The organism is uncultured Oscillibacter sp. (genome assembly GCF_900544955.1).
In the GTDB taxonomy this organism is placed as follows: Bacteria; Bacillota; Clostridia; order Oscillospirales; family Oscillospiraceae; genus Oscillibacter.
In genome coordinates this window covers 1-19,260 of record NZ_UQXD01000044.1, presented here as the reverse complement: position 1 = coordinate 19,260, position 19,260 = coordinate 1, and the positions used below count along the sequence as shown (strand labels likewise).

At 67.6% G+C, this 19,260-nt stretch carries 19 protein-coding genes, 5 tRNA genes and 1 riboswitch; of the genes, 17 read left to right on the top strand and 7 right to left on the bottom strand.

What is annotated here, in order from left to right; genetic code table 11:
• Both QZS21_RS09750 and QZS21_RS09745 read left to right on the top strand, forming a co-directional pair.
• A partial coding sequence (locus QZS21_RS09750; RefSeq protein ID WP_295582837.1) for a hypothetical protein occupies positions 1-506 on the top strand: 506 nt, incomplete at its 5' end.
• Positions 493-1,035 carry a hypothetical protein gene (locus QZS21_RS09745; protein ID WP_295582835.1) on the top strand — a complete coding sequence of 181 codons (543 nt, stop codon included), beginning with the start codon at positions 493-495 and terminating at the stop codon, positions 1,033-1,035. The genes QZS21_RS09750 and QZS21_RS09745, both read left to right, overlap by 14 nt.
• A 161-nt stretch (positions 1,036-1,196) precedes the next feature.
• On the opposite strand, the gene QZS21_RS09740 is transcribed toward QZS21_RS09745, so the two are convergent.
• Together QZS21_RS09740 and QZS21_RS09735 are read right to left on the bottom strand one after the other, a co-directional pair.
• Positions 1,197-1,841, bottom strand: coding sequence for a trimeric intracellular cation channel family protein (locus QZS21_RS09740; RefSeq protein ID WP_295582833.1), 645 nt, complete (start codon positions 1,839-1,841; stop codon positions 1,197-1,199).
• Between the two features lie 12 nt (positions 1,842-1,853).
• Entirely contained in the window at positions 1,854-2,741 is an 888-nt protein-coding gene (locus QZS21_RS09735; RefSeq protein WP_295582831.1) for a LysR family transcriptional regulator, read from the bottom strand.
• Between the two features lie 326 nt (positions 2,742-3,067).
• Here QZS21_RS09735 and QZS21_RS09730 point away from each other — a divergent pair, with 326 nt between their 5' ends.
• The 7 genes from QZS21_RS09730 to QZS21_RS09700 all read left to right on the top strand — a co-directional run bounded on the left by QZS21_RS09730 (position 3,068) and on the right by QZS21_RS09700 (position 10,493).
• Positions 3,068-3,841 carry a TIGR00282 family metallophosphoesterase gene (locus tag QZS21_RS09730; protein ID WP_295582828.1) on the top strand — a complete coding sequence of 258 codons (774 nt, stop codon included), beginning with the start codon at positions 3,068-3,070 and terminating at the stop codon, positions 3,839-3,841.
• Between the two features lie 27 nt (positions 3,842-3,868).
• Complete coding sequence (locus QZS21_RS09725) at positions 3,869-4,369, top strand: YbaK/EbsC family protein (protein WP_295582826.1); 501 nt, start codon at positions 3,869-3,871, stop codon at positions 4,367-4,369.
• 92 nt (positions 4,370-4,461) lie between these two features.
• Positions 4,462-5,556, top strand: coding sequence for a metallophosphoesterase (locus QZS21_RS09720; protein WP_295582824.1), 1,095 nt, complete (start codon positions 4,462-4,464; stop codon positions 5,554-5,556).
• A gap of 5 nt (positions 5,557-5,561) precedes the next feature.
• Positions 5,562-6,557: an asparaginase gene (locus QZS21_RS09715; RefSeq protein WP_295582822.1), complete on the top strand. Its 996-nt coding sequence runs from the start codon at positions 5,562-5,564 to the stop codon at positions 6,555-6,557.
• Positions 6,558-6,573: 16 nt separating this feature from the next.
• Positions 6,574-7,368 carry a ZIP family metal transporter gene (locus QZS21_RS09710; RefSeq protein WP_295582819.1) on the top strand — a complete coding sequence of 265 codons (795 nt, stop codon included), beginning with the start codon at positions 6,574-6,576 and terminating at the stop codon, positions 7,366-7,368.
• 51 nt (positions 7,369-7,419) lie between these two features.
• Positions 7,420-8,694, top strand: coding sequence for a serine dehydratase subunit alpha family protein (locus QZS21_RS09705; protein WP_295582817.1), 1,275 nt, complete (start codon positions 7,420-7,422; stop codon positions 8,692-8,694).
• Between the two features lie 221 nt (positions 8,695-8,915).
• Positions 8,916-9,008: riboswitch (glycine riboswitch) on the top strand.
• An 87-nt stretch (positions 9,009-9,095) separates the two neighbouring features.
• Positions 9,096-10,493 (top strand): sodium:alanine symporter family protein, encoded by a 1,398-nt coding sequence (locus QZS21_RS09700; RefSeq protein ID WP_295582815.1) that lies wholly within the window; start codon positions 9,096-9,098, stop codon positions 10,491-10,493.
• A gap of 107 nt (positions 10,494-10,600) precedes the next feature.
• On the opposite strand, the gene QZS21_RS09695 is transcribed toward QZS21_RS09700, so the two are convergent.
• A complete protein-coding gene (locus QZS21_RS09695) occupies positions 10,601-11,305 on the bottom strand; it encodes an RsiV family protein (protein WP_295582813.1) in 705 nt (234 codons plus the stop codon).
• Positions 11,306-11,505: 200 nt separating this feature from the next.
• On the opposite strand from QZS21_RS09695, the gene QZS21_RS09690 reads away from it, so the two are divergent.
• The 8 genes from QZS21_RS09690 to QZS21_RS09655 all read left to right on the top strand — a co-directional run bounded on the left by QZS21_RS09690 (position 11,506) and on the right by QZS21_RS09655 (position 14,108).
• Positions 11,506-11,802 (top strand): YerC/YecD family TrpR-related protein, encoded by a 297-nt coding sequence (locus QZS21_RS09690; protein ID WP_295582838.1) that lies wholly within the window; start codon positions 11,506-11,508, stop codon positions 11,800-11,802.
• Positions 11,799-12,545, top strand: coding sequence for a class I SAM-dependent methyltransferase (locus QZS21_RS09685; protein WP_295582811.1), 747 nt, complete (start codon positions 11,799-11,801; stop codon positions 12,543-12,545). The genes QZS21_RS09690 and QZS21_RS09685 overlap by 4 nt, the downstream gene beginning before the upstream one ends.
• A gap of 13 nt (positions 12,546-12,558) precedes the next feature.
• Positions 12,559-13,458 carry an Hsp33 family molecular chaperone HslO gene (hslO, locus tag QZS21_RS09680; RefSeq protein ID WP_295582809.1) on the top strand — a complete coding sequence of 300 codons (900 nt, stop codon included), beginning with the start codon at positions 12,559-12,561 and terminating at the stop codon, positions 13,456-13,458.
• 68 nt (positions 13,459-13,526) lie between these two features.
• Positions 13,527-13,603: transfer RNA gene (locus QZS21_RS09675), tRNA-Val, on the top strand.
• 12 nt (positions 13,604-13,615) lie between these two features.
• A tRNA-Asp gene (locus QZS21_RS09670) sits at positions 13,616-13,692 on the top strand.
• Positions 13,693-13,779: 87 nt separating this feature from the next.
• A tRNA-Phe gene (locus QZS21_RS09665) sits at positions 13,780-13,855 on the top strand.
• A gap of 3 nt (positions 13,856-13,858) precedes the next feature.
• A tRNA-Gly gene (locus QZS21_RS09660) sits at positions 13,859-13,934 on the top strand.
• Between the two features lie 99 nt (positions 13,935-14,033).
• Positions 14,034-14,108 (top strand) — tRNA-Cys (locus QZS21_RS09655).
• A 73-nt stretch (positions 14,109-14,181) separates the two neighbouring features.
• Here QZS21_RS09655 and QZS21_RS11670 read toward each other — a convergent pair.
• From QZS21_RS11670 to QZS21_RS09640, 4 genes are all read right to left on the bottom strand, one after another.
• Complete coding sequence (locus QZS21_RS11670) at positions 14,182-14,361, bottom strand: DUF4368 domain-containing protein (protein ID WP_366557606.1); 180 nt, start codon at positions 14,359-14,361, stop codon at positions 14,182-14,184.
• Positions 14,324-14,752, bottom strand: coding sequence for a recombinase family protein (locus tag QZS21_RS09650; RefSeq protein WP_295582807.1), 429 nt, complete (start codon positions 14,750-14,752; stop codon positions 14,324-14,326). The genes QZS21_RS11670 and QZS21_RS09650 overlap by 38 nt, the downstream gene beginning before the upstream one ends.
• 209 nt (positions 14,753-14,961) lie before the next feature.
• The gene (locus QZS21_RS09645; protein WP_295582805.1) at positions 14,962-17,571 is read right to left on the bottom strand and encodes an S-layer homology domain-containing protein; all 2,610 of its coding nucleotides are present in this window, start codon (positions 17,569-17,571) and stop codon (positions 14,962-14,964) included.
• A gap of 148 nt (positions 17,572-17,719) precedes the next feature.
• On the bottom strand, positions 17,720-19,260 hold a 1,541-nt coding region (locus tag QZS21_RS09640), incomplete at its 5' end, for an S-layer homology domain-containing protein (RefSeq protein ID WP_295582803.1).

Genomic DNA, 19,260 nt, shown 5'->3' with positions numbered 1-19,260 from the left:
GGATGCGGGCGCGGCTGGCCGGGTGGGTCGGCGGCTGGCGGGAGCGCCTGCCGCTGCGCGGGGCCGGGCTCCGGGCGGAGGAAGCCGTCCAAGAGAAGAGAGAGGAGAGCGAAGCGGTGGAGACGATGGAAAAACGGGAGGGAGTTGCCTCCGGCGGCGGAGGGCTGCTCCGGCAGCTGGGCCGGGGGCTGTTCCGGATTTGCCGGGCGGCGGTCCGGCTGGTGTGGAACGGGGCGCTGCTGGTGTGCGCCGTGCCCTTTGCCGGGCTGGGCATGGCGGCGCTGGTGTGCCTGGGGCTGCTGGTGGTGCTGCTGGTCCAGGGGTATCCCCTGGCGGGGGCGGTGCTGTGCTGCCTGGGCGGGCTGTCCTGCTGCGTGGGGATTCTGGGCCTGGGCAGCGGCTTGTTTTGGCGGCGGGCGCCCCGCCCGGCCGGAGACATGCCGGCGGAGGGCCTGATGGAGTGCCCGGCGGAGGAAGAGAGGGGGACAGACGATGAGCGGGAATAAGCGGAGCTTTCAGCTGACGATGCTGAGCCTTCTGTGCAGCGGGCTGCTGCTGGTGGGCGTGGGCATCGGCGTGCAGCTGGCGGAGCTGTCCACCTTTACTTACGGCGGGGAGCGGCTGCTGGACCAGGCCGTGTCCCAAACCCGGCGGCTGACGGTGGAGCTGGAGCCGGAGAGCCGGGTGTCCGTCTCCAGCAGCGATGGCGATCTGTTTTCCCAACTGCGGGAGACGGGCCGGGTGGAGGCCAGCGAGACGGTGGCCCCGGACACTCTGGAGCTGGAGCTGACCTACGAGAGCGCCGGGCCGGAGATCGGATTCTGGGACGACTGCTGGGAGACGGAGGACGGGGACCGGGAGGAGATCGGCCTCTACTGGAGCGGCTGGGATGACCTGGCGTTTGCCCTGACCTGCAAGGACCAGCTGCTGGCGGACCTTCAAAGCCGGAGAATCAGCCGGTATCTCCCCGGCCGCCTGACGGAGGCGGTGATACGGGTAAACCCCGCCGACGTGGAGCGGGTGCAGCTGGGCTGAGCCGCCCGACGAAAACAGCCGTCAAAAAAGCTGCCGGTCCGGCAGCTTTTTTGACGGCTTCTCTGCAAAGCAGCGCCCCGGCCCCCCTAGAGGGCCGGGGCGCCGGCCGTTTTGCAGTTCTCCGCAGAGCGGGACGGAAACAGGGGCGCGGGGCGCTTGGTTCACGGGCCGCAGCCGTCGCCCCGGGCCCGGGGCAGGTTCCAGCGGAAGTGGGCGGAGAGGCACCGCACCAGCACCACCACGCCGGCCCCCGCCAGCATGGAGGGCATCTCCCCGGCGTAGTGCCACAGCAGGCCGCAGGTGACGGCCCCCAGCAGCGAGGCGGAGGCGTACACGTGCTTGCGGAAGATATAGGGGGTGTTCCCCGCCATCATGTCCCGCAGCAGTCCGCCTCCCACGCCGGTGACCACCCCCACGAAGATCAGGAGGAACAGCGTGGGCCGGGGGGCGTGGGCGTAGGCGATGCGGATGCCCGTGACGGTGAAGATGCCGAGGCCCGCCGTGTCCATCCAGAACAGGGCGGTGTCAAAGAGGGTCTGGTCCCACATGAGCAGCCGCCGCACCCGGGGCAGAAACAGCACCAGGGAGGTGAGAATGGCCACGGTTGCGTAGATGGGGTCCTGAAAGGTGGCGGGGGGCGTGTTGCCCAGGATCAGGTCCCGGATCACGCCGCCCCCCACGGCGGTGGTGAGGCCCAGAATGCCCACGCCGAAGATGTCCAGGTTTTTCTCCAGGCCGGTCATGGCGCCGGAGGCGGCGAAGGCCAGGGTGCCCGCCAGCTCCAGCAGGAGCAGAAAGCGTTCCACGGTCCGCCCCCCTTACCGGGTGCCCTGGCGGACCATCTCCATGAAGGCGGCCGCGGCGGCGGTGGGGGTCACGTCCCGCAGGGTGCACATGTCCACGCTGCGGGCGGGGATGTCGAAGTCGGTTTTCAAAAGGCGGATGTCCCCGGCGTCCAGGGACCGCTGGACGAATTCCAGCGTCACCCCCGCCACCCCCAACCCGATGCGGGCCAGGGACACCAGCAGGCTCCGGGAGGAGAGCTCGATCTCCGGCGTCAGCGTGACGCCGTATTTCAAAAACTCCTGCTCCAGAAACACCCGGCTGCTGGCCTTCCGTTCCAGCAGGATCAGGGGGAAGGCGGCGATCTCCTGCCGGGAGTAGGTGTGGCCGAAGTCGCAGTCGTACCCGCCCCCCGCCACGAACACGGAGTGGGTGGAGAAGCAGGACCAGCTCTCCAGATTGCTGTCGGCGGGGGAGGAGGCGAAGGCGATGTCCACCGCGCCGGAGCGCAGCATGCTCAGCACCTTGGCGCTGCGGCCGGAGACGATCTTCAGCCGGATGCCGGGATGCTGGCGGTGGAAGGCGTCCAGGTACCTGGTGAGGAAGAAGCTGGTCACGGTGTCGCTGGCGCCGATGACCAGGGAGCCCAGCAGCAGCTGCTGGGCCTGGGAGAGCTTGTCCTCCCCGGTGGCGATGAGGCCCAGGGCGCTGCGGACATACTGGTAGAGCATCTGCCCCTCCCCGGTGAGGCTGACGCCCCGGGGGCTGCGGGCGAAGAGCCGGGCCTGGAGGGCCGTCTCCAGCTGCTTGACGGACTGGCTCACTGCCGACTGGGAGATATACAGGTTTTTCGCCGCCACGGAGATGTTTCCCGTCTCGGCGACTTCCTTGAACACGCGGTACAGTTCCAGCTTGACTGCCATGGTGAATGGCACCTCCTGCAATCAGAAAATCTTCGGATCCTGCGTGCGGAGCAAAGCTGAAAGCCTCGGCTTTGTTCCAGTGCGAGGGTTTCCGCACGGAGACAGGGGCTGCGGCTCTTTTCAGCCGCTTTTATGGAGTGGCGCGGCATTGCCGCGTGAAGCCGCCGCCCTGCGGTTTGTTCATCAGAGATTATAATGACCAGACTTATTATAAGCATAAAATAAGACCCGCGCAACTGCCTGCCGAAAATTTCGTCAGCTTCTTTCCAAACTCCGGGGAATTTGGTATACTACCTATTTGAGAATAGGAATAGGAGGAACTGCCGTTGCTGTATCATGTGCTGGCGGTGGGCGACGTGGTGGGGGAGCCGGGGCTGCGGCATCTGGAGCGGTCCCTGCGGCCCCTGCAAAAGCAAAGGGACATCGCCTTCACCGTGGTGAACGGGGAGAACGCCTCCGGCGTGGGGCTGACCCGGGACCAGGCGGAGCGCATCCGGGACGCCGGGGCCGACGCCGTGACCCTGGGGAACCACGCCTTCGGCAAGAGCCAGATCGGGCCGTTTCTGGAGGAGTGCCCCTGGCTGCTGCGCCCCGCCAACTTCACCGGCCGGGCCCCGGGCCACGGCTGGGAGGTCTTCGACCTGGGAGCCGTCCGGGTGCGGGTGGTGAACCTCATCGGCCGGTGCGGCCTCAGCTGGGGGGCGGACAACCCCTTCACCGCGGCGGACCGGCTGCTGGCGGAGGCGGAGGCGGACTTCACCCTGGTGGATTTCCACGCCGAGGCCACCAGCGAAAAGCTGGCCATGGGGTACTATCTGGACGGGCGGGTGTCCGCCCTGTGGGGCACCCACACCCACGTGCCCACCGCTGACGAGCGGGTGTATCCCAAGGGTACCGGCTACCTGACGGACCTGGGCATGACCGGGCCGGCGGAATCCGTGCTGGGCATCGAGCCCTGGCAGTCGGTGGAGAGCTTTTTGGGGGGCCTGCCCGGCCGCTATCGCTCCGCCGAGGGACCCTGCAAGCTCCAGGGCGCCGTGTTTACCCTGGACGGCGCCACCGGGCTGTGCACCGCCGTGGAGCGGGTGGAGATCCGGTGAGGGAAACAGAAAAAGGAGAGAACGATCATGTCGATTGAACGTGTACGCACATATCTGGAGCCCCTGGGCGTGGCGGACCGCATCCGGGAGTTCGACGTCTCCTCCGCCACGGTGGAGCTGGCGGCGGTGGCGGTGGGGGTGGAGGGTGCCCGCATCGCCAAGAGCCTGAGCTTCAAGGTGGGGGAGGAGCCCATCGTCATTGTGGCGGCGGGGGACGCCAAGGTGGACAACAGCCGCTACAAGGCCCAGTTCCACACCAAGGCCAAGATGCTGACCCACGAGGAGGCCCACACCCTCATCGGCCACGACGTGGGGGGCGTGTGCCCCTTCGCCCTGCCGGAGAATGTGAAGGCGTACCTGGACGTGTCGCTGCGGCGGTTTGAGACCGTGTTTCCCGCCGCCGGCAGCGACGCCAGCGCCATCGAGCTGACCTGCGAGGAGCTGGAGCGGTGCGCGTCCAACTTCGCCGGGTGGGTGGACGTGTGCAAGCCCCGCGAGGAGACGCCCCCGGCGGAGGCGGGGCGGTGAAAGCCGCCCCGCCCGCTCCGGCGGGAGAACCGGGGGAGACGCCGTCTCCCCCGGAAAACCCCCTTCCGGCGGGGAGGGAGAGGGAGGACCCTATGTTCCAATTCATTCATGCGGCGGATTTCCACCTGGACAGCGCCTTTGGGGCGCTGCCCGCCCGGCAGGCGGCGGCCCGGCGGCGGGAGGGGCGGGAGGCCGTCTTCCGCCTGGCGGACTACGTGAACCGCCAGGGCATTGACCTGGTGCTGCTGGCGGGGGATCTGTTCGACAGCGGCGGCGCCTTCCGGGAGACCGGGGAGCAGCTGGCGCAGGCCCTGGGGCAGATGGAGGCCCGGGTCTTCCTCGCCCCGGGCAACCACGACTGGTACGGCCCGGGCAGCCCCTACGCCGCCCTGCGCTGGCCGGAGAACGTCCACATCTTCCGGGAGAGCCGGATGACGGCGGTGGAGTTGCCGGAGTGGAACGCCGTGGTCCACGGGGCGGCCTTCACCGCACCGGAGCAGGCGGCGGGGCTGCTGGCGGGCTTTTCCGCCCCGGCGGACGGGCGGGTGCACCTGGGGCTGCTCCACGGGGAGGTGGACCCGGCGGAGGCCCGGTACAACCCCGTCCGCCGGGAGGAGATTGCCGCCTCCGGCCTTGCCTACCTGGCCCTGGGCCACATCCACCGGCGGACGGAGCCGCTGCGCCTGGGGGCCACCCTGTGCGCCTGGCCCGGCTGCCTGGAGGGCCGGGGCTTCGACGAGCTGGGAGAGAAGGGCTTTTACCGGGGGCGGGTGGACGGCGGCGCCGTCTCGCTGGACTTTGTGCCCTTCGCCTGGCGTCGGTATGAGCGGCTGGAGGTGGACGTGACGGGGCGGGACCCCCGGGCCGCCGTCGAGGCCGCTCTGCCCCAGGACACTGCCCGCCACCTCTACCGCATCCTCCTCACCGGGGAGACCGGGGAGGGCGGCGTGGACGCCGCCGCATTGGAGGAGTCCCTGGCGGAGCGGTTTTACGCCCTGGAAATCCGGGACGGCACCCGCATGGCGGAGGACATCTGGCGCCGGGCGGAGGAGGACTCCCTCCGGGGGCTGTTCCTCCGGGAGCTGCGGCTTCGGTGGGCGGCGGCCAAGACGGAGGCGGAGCGGGAGCAGGTGACCCAGGCCGTCCGGTTCGGACTGGCGGCGCTGGATCACCGGGACCTGGGGTGAGGCGGATGAAGCGGATTTTACTGATCGGCACCGGGGGCACCATCGCCTCCGAGGTGACGGAAAACGGCCTGGCGCCGGAGCTGACCACGGAGCAGCTCCTGTCCCACCTGCCCGCCCTCTCCGCCGTCTGCGAGGCGGACTGCCTCCAGCTGCTGAACCTGGACAGCACCAACATCACCCCGGCCCACTGGCTGGAGATGGCCCGGTGCATCCGGGACCACTACGACGGCTACGACGGCTTCGTGCTCACCCACGGCACCGACACCATGGCCTACACGGCGGCGGCGCTGAGCTACCTCATCCAGCAGAGCCCCAAACCCATCGTCCTCACCGGAGCCCAGAAGCCCATCGGCTTCGATTCCACGGACTCCAAGATCAATTTGACGGACGCCTTCCGCTGCGCGGCGGAGGACATGCCCGGGGTGTCCATCGTGTTCAACAGCCGGGTGATTTTGGGCACCCGGGCCAGAAAGACCCGGTCCAAGAGCTTCCAAGCCTTCTCCAGCATCAACTACCCCGACCTGGGGGTTCTGCGGGACGGGGTGCTGCTGCGGTATATCCGCCAGGACTGCGCCGCCGCGCCGGTGTTCTACGACGCGCTGGACACCCGCGTGGCCCTTTTGAAGCTGGTGCCCGGGGCGGACCGGGCCCAGGCGGATTTTTTGCTGCAGCGCAGCGACGCCCTCATCATCGAGAGTTTCGGCGTGGGCGGCCTGCCGGAGGAGGGCGGGTTTTACGAGTGCGTCCGCCGCTGGACGGCGGCGGGGAAATTCGTGGTCCTCACCACCCAGGTGGCCAATGAGGGCAGCGACTTGGGCGTGTACCACGTGGGCTTTCGGCTGAAAAGCGACTGCCAGGTGCTGGAGGCCTACGACATGACCACCGAGGCGGTGGTGGCGAAGCTGATGTGGATTCTGGGCCGGACCCGGGAGCGGGAGGCGGTGGAGCGGCTGTTCTACACGCCGGTGGCCCGGGACATCCTGTGGCCCGCCGAGACCTGAGGGGAGGAGACGAGACATGCTGGAAAAGGAATTGCTGTACGCCGCCCTGGGCACGGGCTTTACCTGCCTTGCCACGGTGCTGGGTGCGGCCACGGTGTTTTTCTTCCGCAAGGAGATGTCCCACACCACGCAGAAGGTGTTCCTGGGATTTGCCGCCGGGGTGATGATCGCCGCGTCGGTGTGGTCGCTGCTGATCCCCGCCATGGATATGGCGGAGGCAGCGGGACAGGGGGTGCTGGCGCCGGTGGGCGGCGGCTTCATCCTGGGCGGCCTCTTTTTGATGCTGCTGGACGGCCTGCTGCCCCACCTGCACATCGGCAGCAGCGAGGCCGAGGGCCTGCCCGCCCACTGGAAGCGCACCACCATGATTGTTCTGGCGGTGACGCTGCACAACATTCCGGAGGGCATGGCCGTGGGGCTGAGCTTCTCCGTGGCGGCCCGGGACACAGCGCCCGGCGCCCTGGCGGGGGCGGTGGCGCTGGCCATCGGCATGGGGCTGCAAAACTTTCCGGAGGGGGCGGCGGTGTCGCTGCCCATGAAGTCCCAGGGCGTGGGGACGGGAAAGGCCTTCCTCTGCGGCGCCGCCAGCGGCGTGGTGGAGCCGCTGTTCGGCCTGCTGACGGTGCTGGTGGCGGGCAGCGTGGCCGGCGTCATGCCCTGGATTTTGTCCTTTGCCGCCGGGGCTATGATCTACGTGGTGGTGGAGGAGCTGATTCCGGAGGCCCAGTTGGGGGAGCACTCCCACGCCGGCACCGCCAGCGTGATGGCGGGCTTTCTGGTCATGATGCTGCTGGATGTGCTGCTGGGCTGAGGCGCCCGGCGGCGGAGCGAGGCCGGCGAAGCCCGGCAAGGAGGGAGTCCTATGGAAAAAACGCCCCATTATGAGAGCTACGTGCGGATTTTGCAGGAGGAGCTGATCCCCGCCCTGGGCTGTACGGAGCCCATCGCCATCGCCCTGGCGGCGGCCCGGGCCCGGGAGGCCCTGGGCGCGGCGCCCCGGCAGTGCCGGGTGGAGGTCAGCGGCAACATTCTCAAAAACGTGAAGGCCGTGACGGTGCCCAACACCGGCGGCCTCAAGGGCATCGAGGCCGCCGCTGCGGCGGGTTTGGCGGCGGGCCGGCCGGAGCTGGAGCTGGAGGTGCTCTCCCAGGTGACGGCGGAGGGCGCCGCCGCCATCCGGGAGCTGCTGGAGCGCTGTCCCATCCGGGTGGTGGCTGCCACCGGGGACCGGGTGTTCTTCATCAACGTGACGGTGGAGGCGGCGGGCCACTCCGCCTGCTGCGAGATCGCGGACAGCCACACCAACATCGTCCGCGTCCAGCGGGACGAGGAGGTGCTCTTTCAGGGGACGTCCGCCGGCAGCCGGGGGGAGCAGACGGACCGCTCCGTGCTCAGCGTGGAGGAGATCGTCCGCTTTGCCGACTGCCTGGACGTCCGGGACACCGCCGCGGTGCTGGGGCGGCAGATCGCCTATAACAGCGCCATCGCCGCCGAGGGGCTGAAGGGCGGCTGGGGGGCCGAGATCGGCCGGACCCTGCTGGACACGTACGGCGACGGCGTGGCGGTGCGGGCCAAGGCGGCGGCCGCCGCCGGGTCCGACGCCCGGATGAGCGGCTGCGAGCTGCCGGTGGTCATCGTCTCCGGCAGCGGCAACCAGGGCATGACCGCCTCTCTGCCGGTGATCGAGTACGCCCGGGCGCTGGGCAGCTCCGAGGAGCTGCTCCACCGGGCCCTGGCGGTGGCGGACCTGGTGACCATCCACCAGAAGACCGGCATCGGGCGGCTGTCCGCCTTCTGCGGCGCCGTCAGCGCCGGGTGCGGCGCGGCGGCGGGCGTCGCCTACCTCCAGGGCGGCGGGTACAAGGTCATCGCCCACACCATCGCCAACACCCTGGCCATCTGCTCCGGCATGATCTGCGACGGGGCCAAGCCCTCCTGCGCCGCCAAGATCGCCGCCGCCGTGGACGCGGGGCTGATGGGCTACCACATGTACTGCCGGGGAGGCCACCAGTTTGTGGACGGGGAGGGCATCGTCTGCAAGGGCGTGGAGAACACCATCGGCAACGTGGGACGGCTGGCCCGGCAGGGGATGCGCCGCACCGACGAGGAGATTCTGGAGATCATGGTGGGCCAGTGAGCAAGCGGGGGGCGGAGGCCCCCCGGCTGTCTGCCTGGAAGAGGCCGTCCGTCCCCCTGGGACGGACAGACTGTCGAAAAATGCTATTGACAATCCCGGCGGGGCATGGTAAGGTGATAGCACAATTGGATACAGGCAGATGAAGTTTCTAGGGGAATGGCGAAAGCCTGCCGAAGGAGTAAAACTCTCAGGCACCCGGCGGACGGGTGAGGACTAGGAATGGATGTGGCTCTGGAGAAGCTCAATCATGAGGACCGAAGGTGCAAGGCGGCGCTGCCGCTGAATCTCTCAGGTAAAAGGACAGAGTGGGGAACCGCGGGCGGAGCATGCCTGCGGGCACCTGTGCTTTCTTTTTCGGAGCGGCTGCGGCTGTTCCGTTATTTTTTTTGGAGGGGAAACCAATGTTACTGTCAATCGTGCAAACCGTCAACGCGTATCTGTCCGACTATATCCTGGTTGCGCTGCTGCTGGCCGTGGGCCTGTGGTACACCGTCAAGACCCGCTTCGTGCAGGTCCGCTGCTTCGGCGAGGGGATGAAACGGGTCTTCGGCAGCCTGTCCCTCAACGGCCGCAAGCAGAAGAACGGCATGAGCTCCTTCCAGGCCCTGGCCACCGCCATCGCCGCCCAGGTGGGCACCGGCAACATCGTGGGCGCCAGCGGCGCCATCCTCACCGGCGGCCCCGGCGCCATCTTCTGGATGTGGATCATCGCCTTCTTCGGCATGGCCACCATCTATGCCGAGGCCACCCTGGCCCAGCAGACCCGGGTGAAGAAAGAGGACGGCAGCATCCACGGCGGCCCCGTGTACTACATCACCACCGCCTTCCGCGGCGGCTTCGGCAAATTCCTGGCGGGCTTCTTCGCCGTGGCCATCATCCTGGCCCTGGGCTTTTTCGGCTGCATGGTCCAGTCCAACTCCATCGGCTCCACCTTTGAAACCGCCTTCGGCATCCCGTCCTGGATCGTGGGCGTGGCGCTGGTGGCCATCTGCGCCGTGATCTTCCTGGGCGGCGTGCAGCGCCTGGCCTCCGTCACGGAGAAGGTGGTGCCCATCATGGCGGCGCTGTTCATCCTGGGGGGCCTGGCGGTGCTGGTGATGCGCATCCAGTATGTCCCCGCCACCTTCGGCATGATCTTCAAGTACGCCTTCCAGCCCCAGGCCATCATCGGCGGCGGCTTCGGCGCCGCGCTGAAGATCGCTCTCAGCCAGGGCGCCAAGCGAGGCCTGTTCTCCAACGAGGCCGGCATGGGCTCCACCCCCCACGCCCACGCCCTGGCCAACGTCGCCACCCCCCACGACCAGGGCGTGGTGGCCATGGTCGGCGTGTTCATCGACACCTTCGTGGTGCTGACCCTCAACGCCCTGGTCATCATCTCCACCCTCTACACCCCCGGCGGCATTCTGGAGCACGGTTACACCGGCGCCGTCACCGAGACCATCGGCAAGGCCAACCTGGCCCAGACCGCCTTCGGCGTGGTCTTCGGGGAGGGGCTGGGCGCCGCCTTCGTGGCCATCTGCCTGTTCTTCTTCGCCTTCTCCACCATCCTGGGCTGGAACCTCTTCGGCAAGATCAACGCGGTGTACCTCTTCGGCCGGAAGTCCACCAAGACCTGTACCGTGGTCTACACCGTCATCGCCCTGGTGTTCGTCTTCCTGGGCACCCTGGCCTCCAACGACCTGGTGTGGGAGCTGTCCGACATGTTCAACCAGCTGATGGTCATTCCCAACGCCATCGCCCTCTTTGCCCTCACCGGCATGGTGGTGCGGTGCGCCGTGGGGGAGAAGGCGGCCAAGTGAGCCGCCTCCCCCGCCCGGACCCGATGAAAAGCGCCGCCCGCCCATCACAGCGATGGGCGGGCGGCGCTTTTGCCGCGGCGGGAATGCCTGTGTTCCGCCCCGGCGGCTCAGGGTGCCGGGGCCTCCCCCTCCGGGGCGAGCTGCCGCAGCCCCTCGCTGCCGTAGGGCAGGAGAAAGGCGGGCACGCCCTCCACCGCCGGGGCCAGGGCGTACATGGGAAAGAAGAACACCAGACCCTGGTCGGTGAGATAGAAGTTCTGGGGGTTGAAGGCCCGCCGCAGCCGCCGCCTCCAGTCCTCCCGGTAGCGGGCCGTCCCGGCCGCCTCCTGGCGCTGGATCTCCGCCGCCGCCGCGGCCAGCAGCCGCCGCTTCCAGGGGGTCCGGGGCTGGAAGAAGGCGGCCGGGGCCGCCGGATACCCAGTACCCAGGTCCCAGGTGTCCCCCCGGCGGGTCACCAGGGTCTGTCCCGGCACCGTCACCTCCCGGGACTGGGTGTACAGGCTCCACAGCCCGCCCTGGTTGTAGGTGACGCGGTAGCTCAGCTCCGCCCGGAAGCAGGGCAGGGGGGCGCTGGCCGCCAGGGCCGCCCGATACGCCTCCGCCGCCCAGGGCAGGAGGAACAGCTCACAGTACCGCAGAAAGGCCCGGCACTGGAGGCGGTAGTACCGCCGGATGCGCCGGGAGACGCCCCCCTCCTCCCCCACCGGCTGGGGCAGGGACACCGACGCCGTGAGAACGGGAATGCCCTCCACGGCCCACTCCCGCTCCGCCGTGAAGGGCTCCGTATGCAGCTCTGCCAGACCTTTTTTCATGGAACGAACTCCTCTCCCTGGAAATTCCCTTTGCTCCAGCCTATGCCGAGAGGCGGCGGGGGGTGCGGAAGACGGCCGTGCTTTAAAGCGTGAAAAATTTTGCGGGAAAGGCCCTTTACTTTCACGCAGTACAATGCTAAAATCAAAACAGAGGACGATGTGCCGCCCATTTTTGCGGCTTTTTGAGAAAGGGCTTAGATATGGTCAAAATCGGCAAGAAAGAGAAGAACGATCAGCTGTACAAGGCCATTTTGCAGCTGAAGGACGAGCAGGAGTGCTACGACTTTTTCCAGGACCTGTGCACCGTGTCGGAGCTGCGGTCCATGGAGCAGCGCTTCGAGGTGGCCTCCCTGCTGGACGACGGGATGATTTACAACGAGATTCTGGAGCGCACCGGGGCCTCCAGCGCCACCATCAGCCGGGTGAACCGGTCGCTGAGCTACGGTACCGGCGCCTATGCCAAGATCTTTCAGCGGACCAAGGAGCGGAAGAAATGAGCAGCTACGGCGCCCTGGCCGGCAGCTACGACGCCCTGATGGCCGACGGCAGCTACCGCCGGCGGGCGGCGTTTCTGGACCGGCAGCTCCGCCGGCGGGGCGCGCAGACGGTGCTGGACCTGGCCTGCGGCACCGGCACCATCGCCTGCCTGCTGGCGGAGCGGGGCTATCAGGTCACCGCCACCGACGGCTCCGAGGAGATGCTGACCCAGGCCATGGCAAAAGCGGCGGCCCTTCCCGGGCAGCCGCCTTTGTTCCTGCACCAGGCCATGCCCCGGCTGCGGCTGCTCCGGCCGGTGGACGCCGCCGTGTCCACCCTGGACTCCCTGAACTACCTCACCCGGGAGCGGGACTTGCGGGAGACCTTCCGCCGGGTTTACCGGTGGCTGCGGCCCGGCGGGCTGTTCCTCTTTGACGTGAACACCCCCTGGAAACTGCGGCGGATGGACGGGCAGCTGTATATGGACGAGACGGAGGAGAGCGTCTGCGTGTGGCGGACCTTTTTCTCCCAACGGACCCAGGTGTGTACCTACCAGGTGGATTTGTTCCGCCTCCGGGAGGACGGCGCCTGGGACCGGGAGTTTGAGGAGCACCGGGAGCGGGCCTGGACGGCGGAGCAGCTGGAGGCCTGTTTGCGGGAGGCGGGCTTTGGGGAGATCACCCTCTCCGGGGACCTCACGTCCCGCCCCCCGAGAGAGGACGAGGACCGGTGGATCGTGACGGCGGTCCGGCCGGCGGAATAAAGGAGAGACGAGCATGAGCGATCAGTTGGTGCGGGCCATCAGCAAAGACGGCCTTGTGAAGGCGGCGGCGGTGTCCACCCGGGAGTTGACGGAGCGGGCGCGGCAGATTCACCGGACGCTTCCGGTGGCCACGGCGGCCCTGGGGCGGACGCTGGCGGCCTGTTCCATGATGGGCAACGCCCTGAAGGGGGACGGCGCCAGTTTGACGCTGCAAATCAAGGGCGGCGGCCCTCTGGGCACCCTTCTGGCGGTGTCGGACAACCTGGGCAACGTCCGGGGCACGGTGGACAATCCGTCGGTGGACCTGCCCCTGCGCGGCGACGGCAAGCTGGACGTGGGCGCCGCCGTGGGCGGCGCGGGCACGCTGACCGTCATCCGGGACCTGCACATGAAGGAGCCCTACGTGGGCAGCGTGGGCCTGCTGGGCGGAGAGATCGCCGAGGACCTGGCGGCCTACTTCGTGGAGTCGGAGCAGATTCCCACCGCCTGCGGTCTGGGGGTCCTGGTGGACCGTGACCAGAGCGTGCTGGCGGCGGGGGGCTACCTCATCCAGCTCCTCCCCGGCGCCGGGGAGGACGTGATCTCCAGGGTGGAGGGCAGCTTGATGGCCGCCGGCGCCGTGACGGAGCTGCTAAAGGGGAAGGACGACCCGGAGGCCATGCTGAAAACGGCCCTGGCGGACTTTGAGCTGGACATTCTGGAGAGGAGCCCCATCGCCTACCGGTGCGACTGCAGCCGGGACCGGATGGAGCGGGCCCTCATCAGCCTGGGGCCGGAGGAGCTGGAGCAGATTTTGGAGGAGCAGGGCCAGGCGGAGCTGACCTGCCGCTTCTGCGACAACGTGCAGACCTTCACCAAGGCGGACCTGGAGGGACTGCTGGCGGGCCTGCGGAAAAAAAGCGAGAAAATTTGAAATTAGGGTTGACAGAGGGGCGTCTTTTGCGTATAATAACTTTTGCCGTCTGACGAAAACGGCAACCCGGGAGCATAGCTCAGCTGGTTAGAGCACCTGCCTTACAAGCAGGGGGTCACTGGTTCGAGTCCAGTTGTTCCCACCACAGTTATTATATGGCCCGGTAGTTCAGTTGGTTAGAACGCTAGCCTGTCACGCTAGAGGTCGACGGTTCGAGCCCGTTCCGGGTCGCCATCTCCCACGAGATGGTTATGCCATCTCGTGGGTCCCTTTTGGGGTTGCGATTCCCCAGCCCTGCCGTTTCGGCGCGGGCAAAGACTTGCCCAGATAGCTCAGTTGGTAGAGCAGTGGACTGAAAATCCACGTGTCGCTGGTTCGATTCCGGCTCTGGGCACCATATGCGGGCATAGCTCATCTGGTAGAGCGCCACCTTGCCAAGGTGGAGGTAGCGAGTTCGAGCCTCGTTGCCCGCTCCAATTTGAATACCCACACTTGTCGCAAGGTGTGGGTATTCAAATCTCAAAAATAAATGTGGACTTTTTCGTAAAAGCCGCATATAATATAAATGATCCCACGGTGACATAGCCAAGTGGTAAGGCAAGGGTCTGCAAAACCCTGATTCCCCGGTTCAAATCCGGGTGTCACCTCCAATGAGAAACCCCGTAACCGCAATGGAGTGTGTGCATAAAGAGGTTTTTCACTCCGGGGAGACGGCGTGATGTGCTACGGCATATCACGCCGTCTCTCTTTTTGCAATTTCGCGGGAAAGCTCAATCCGCCCACAAAATTATAGTGGATGTCAACTTGCTGGGTGCGGTGTCCGCTGGATTTATCGGGCGCGTGAACCACGATTTTTTCCACAAACTCATGGAGAATGTCGGGCGTCAAGGTGTCCGGCTCTATGTAGCTGTGAACGATTTCTAGAAAGCTCTTGACGTTCAGCGTCTGCTGTACCGGGGGTGACGTTTTTGCGCTCCCGGAGCATACGGGCGATTTTGCCGGGGCTGTTGCCCTCGACGGCAAGCTGAAAAATCAGCTCAACCACCGGCGCGGTCTCCTCGTCGCGTACCAGCTTGCCGTCCTCGCCTTTCAGATAGCCGTAGGGTATCTGCGCGGAGAGCCGCGCGCCGGACATGCCTTTCGCACGGAACACCGCCCGGATTTTTTTGCTGGTATCCTTGGCATGGGTTTCAGGAACATATGCAAATGATAGGTCTAAAGCAGTTTCCAGTTTGCGCAGAAAATGCTCCTGTGGGACCAAATCCTCTATCGTTACCATGTGCAGCAGTTGCATCCCCCTCGACTCCCTGTAGTTTCCATTATACCATCGGGATGCCGCTGGGAACGAAGTTTTAAGCCGGGGCAGGCGGCTGCCTGCCCCGGCCGGTCCGTTTCGTGCGTCTCAGCTTGAGACGCATTTCGCTCCTTCCACCCCAATTACGCGCCGATGGCAAGGGAACGGGGCGGCGTCTGATGGCGCCGCCCCCGTTCGGTTTCGCGCAATTATACCATCCCGATGGAAAAACGCTGGAGGATGGCGGCGAGCTGGGCTCTTGTGGCCCCGGCCCGGGGGGAGAGGGTGGCGCCGCTGGTGCCGCTGACGATGCCGCTCCCGCAGGCCCACTGGAAGGCCGGGATGGCCCACTCCGCCACGTCGAAGGCGTCCGTATAGCTGAGGATGTTGGTATCCCCGCCCACGCTCACGTCCCTGCCCGCGCTCTGGGCGTAGCGGTAGAGCATGGTGACGAGCTGCTCCCGGGTGACAGGGCCGTCCGGATTCGTGCCGTCGCTGACGCCCTTCTCCACGGCCCAGGCCTGGGCGGGGGCGTACCAGGGGGCGCCGCCGCTGGTGTCGGCGCCGTCCAGCCGGGCCAGCACCGTCCACACCTGGGCGCGGGTCACGGCCCCGGCGGGGCCGAAGGCGGTCTCCGTGGTCCCCATCATCAGGCCCGCGCCGTAGACGTACGCCACGGCGTCATAGCACCAGTCGCCCTTTGTCACATCGGTGAAGGGCAGCGCCGCGGGGGCGTGGCTCGTCTGGTCGATGACCACGGCGTAGCTGCTGGCGTGGGAGAAGGGGATGTCCGCTTTGCCGTCCGCGCCGATCTTGGCCGTGGACTGGTATTCCAGCGCCCTGGCCGTCTCGTCGTAGTAGTAGAGATTGGCGAACAGCCCGGCGCTCTCCGTCCCGACCTCCAGCCGCAGGGTCAGGGGGAAGCCGAAGGGCCCGTCGTGGCGCAGCTCCAGCTGCATGGCCGTTTTCTCCCCGGTGAGGGCGTTGAGCACGGTCACGGGGATGGTATCGGCTGCCGTGTCCACCTTCAAATTGAGGTCGGACAGCTTGCCCTGGGGGATGTCCGTCCCCTGGAGAATCCAGGCGGCGCCGGTCCCGGCGCGGAGTTCCAGGGTGATGTCCCTGCCCGCCGCCTCCTCCAGCACCTTGCCGGGGAGCTTGCCGTCGTAGGGCAGGTTCAGCTTCACCGTGCCGCCGTCCTCGGCGTTCCGAATGGTGCGGAGGGCCTCGTCCGTGAAGCTGGGGCCGTCGTCGGAATCGCCGGAGCCGCCGGAATTGCCGGAGCCGCCGGAACTGCCGGAGGGCGCCGCAACCGTCACGGTGGGCTTTTGGCTGATGTGGAACACCACCGGCGTTCCGTCCGCCGCTGTGACGCCGGAGAACTCGGCGCGAATGGCGTCCGCCCCGTAGACGCCGGGCGCGTATGTGCGGATGTCGATGGGGCTGGGCGAAGCAAAGCCGCCGCTGACATACCGCATGGCCATGCTGCCGGTCAGGGTCCTGCCCCCGAGATTTTCGACAGTGTAGTGGACGCCCGCCGCCGGGGTCTGGGGCGCCTCGCCCGCCGTCACGGTATGGCTCTTCGGCTCGATGACGATGGGGGTGCTCCCATCTTTCAGGGTGAACGTGCTGTCGTCCCAGGTTTCGATTCTCTCGCAGGCCAGCGTGCCGGTCAGCTTCACGCCGCCGGAACGGACCGTAAGGGTCTTGCAGGCGATGTCCCCGCCCAGGACGGTCTCGCCCCCGGCGCCGGGATCAATGACCAGGCTGCCCGCCCCGGCGATGTCGTTTGGAAACTCGCCCGCAAAGGCGAGCTCCAGGCCCGCGCCCTCTGCGACGGTGACGGCGCCGGTCCCCGCGGCCGCGGCGCTGTCCAGCACCAGCGTGCCGTCCTCCACGGCGGTGCCGCCGGAATGGGTGTTGGTCCCGGTGAGCCGCAGCAGGCCCGTCCCCGCCTTTGTCAGCGCGCCCGCCCCGGTGAGGGTGTGGCTCAGGGCGGCGTCACGGTCCAGGCGGAACGTCCCGCCGCCGTCAGCCAGGACAATGGAGGGGTCCTCGTAGGCATGGTCGATGATTCCGCTCCAGTTCCGCCCGTTCAGCTCCCCGCCGTCCAGGGCCAGCGTGCCCAGGCCGATGGGGTTGGCGGTGTCGTCAAACGTCCCGCCGCCGGTCAGGAGGAGCGTGTTGATCCAGGCGTCTCCGGTCTTGCCGGCCACCCCCGTCACCGTCAGGCTGCCGCCGCCCAGACGAGCTTCGCCGATATACACCCCGTCACCCCTGTCGGAATCGCGGTTGGCGGGCGTGTCGCTCAGGCGGAGCGCCGTGTCGCCGTCGCCCACGTGCAGCGTCGGTAGGCTGAAGTTGATGGCCCCGCTGTTGCGGACCAGCTCGATTTCGGGCGCGCTGAGGGCGTATCCGTAGTAAACGGCGTCGCCGCCCTCCGTGATGCCGTCCGTCATGCCGGAGGCCATGGAGAAGGGGCCCTTCACCGTCAGCAAAACGCCGTCGTCGTTTGCAGAGAGTCTGGCGGCGTTGCCGGGCTGTCTTTTGCCGTCGAAGGATGTGCCGGCGCTGCCGCCCACGATGCGCACGTGACTGCTGACTACGCAAGGCCCTGCCTGTTCCAGCACCCCATATGGGCCACCGGCATCGCCGCCATATATCTCGATGTAGTCCAGCGAAGCGTTACTAGAAGAAGTTGAATACCAGCTGGGGTCAACGCGGAGGCCGTACGCGAGCGCGGACGTGGGCAGCAGCCCCAGCAGCAGGACCAGGGAGAGCGTCAGGGAGAGGACTCGTCTTTTTTCTCGGCCTGTCATGGTGTGTTTCCTCCTTTTTTCTCGCTCCGGCCCGGCGGGCCGGAGCGTTCGGCGCGCCTACGGGTAGGCGCGTGGAGAGGGGGCGCCCCCTCTCCAAAGGGTCTTGGATGCCGGTCTCCCGGGGCCCGCCGGTCTCTGCCCGGCGGGCCTAGTTCCCCGCCAGCCGCGTCAGGACGGCGGCGAGCTGGGCGCGGGTGGCCCCGGCCCGGGGGGCGAGGCGGTGGTCCGCCGTGCCGGTGAGAATCCCGGCCCCGCAGGCCCACCGGAGGGCCGGGACGGCCCACTCCGCCGCGTCGGAGGCGTCCGTGTAGCGCAGAATGTCGGTGGTTTCTCCCGCGCTCACGTCCCAGCCCTGGTGCCGGGCGTATCGGTAGAGCATGGCGGCCAGGGCCTGCCGGGTGACGGGATCGCCGGGGCGGAAGGTGCCGTCGGCGTAGCCCCCGACAAGACCGGCGGAGGCCGCCCAGCGCACCGCGTCCGCGCAGTAGGCGGAGGCAGGGACATCGGGGAAGGCGGAGCCTTCCCCGCCGTCTTGCGGGGAACCCGCAAGACGGTAAAGAACCGTGGCCGCCATGCCCCGGGTCACCGGGCCGCCGGGCGTGAAGGCGGTCTCCGCGGTGCCCATCATCAGGCCCTTCTGAAAGACGAATCGGACGGAGTCATAGCACCAGTCGCCCTCCGCCACATCGGTGAAGGGCAGCGCCGCGGGGGCGTGGCTCGTCCGGTCGATGACCACGGCGTAGCTGCTGGCGTGGGAGAAGGGGATATCCGCCCTGCCGTCCGCGCCGATTTTCGCCGTGGATTGGTATGCCAGCGTCTCGGCCGCCTCGTCGTAGCGGTAGAGGTTGGCGAACAGCCCGGCGCTCTCCCTCCCCACCTCCAGCCGGAGGGTCAGGGGGAAGGCGAAGGGCCCGTCGCGGCGCAGCTCCAGCTGCATGGCCGTTTTCTCGCCGGTCAGGGCGTTGAGCACGTCCACGGGGATGGTGCGGGCCCTGGTGTCCACCTTCAAATCCAAATCGGACAGCCTGCCCCGGGGGATGTCCGTCCCCCGGAGAATCCAGGCGGCGCCGTTCCCGGCGTCGATCTCCAATGTGATGTCCTTCCCAGCCGCGGCCTCCAGCACCTTGCCGGGGAGCTTGCCGCCGGAGGGCAGGGTCAGCTTCACCGTGCCGCCGTCCCCGGCGTTCCGAATGGCGCGGAGGGCCTCGTCCGTGAAGCTGGGGCCGTCGTCGGAATCGCCGCCGGAGGAGCCGTTGGCGGTCTGGACCAGGAGGGCGGAGGAGACGGCCTCCTGGTAGATCCCGTCCCCGGCCACCCGGGCGAAGAAATAGTAGGTCGTGCCCGCCGTCAGACCGTCAAAGGTCCATCCGGCCTGCCAGCCGTCCGCCGGGACCGCGCCGGTGGTGTTTTTCGCGTACTGCACCGTCCCGCCCCCCAGGGGGGTGGGCACCGCGTTCAGGGTCACGCTGGTCTGCGTGACGCCGGCCGCCGTGAGCGGGGCGAGGGCGCGGGCGACTTTCAGGGTGTAGACGCCCCTGCCGGTAAATACGCCGCCGCCCGTCAGCGTGCCGCCGCCCAGGATCTGGCCGTCGTTGGTGAGGGTGTGGCCGTTGGTGAGGGTGTTCCCCTCCGGGACGGTCAGCACAAAGCCGTCCGGAATGGTCAGGTCGCCGGGCAATGTCACGTCGC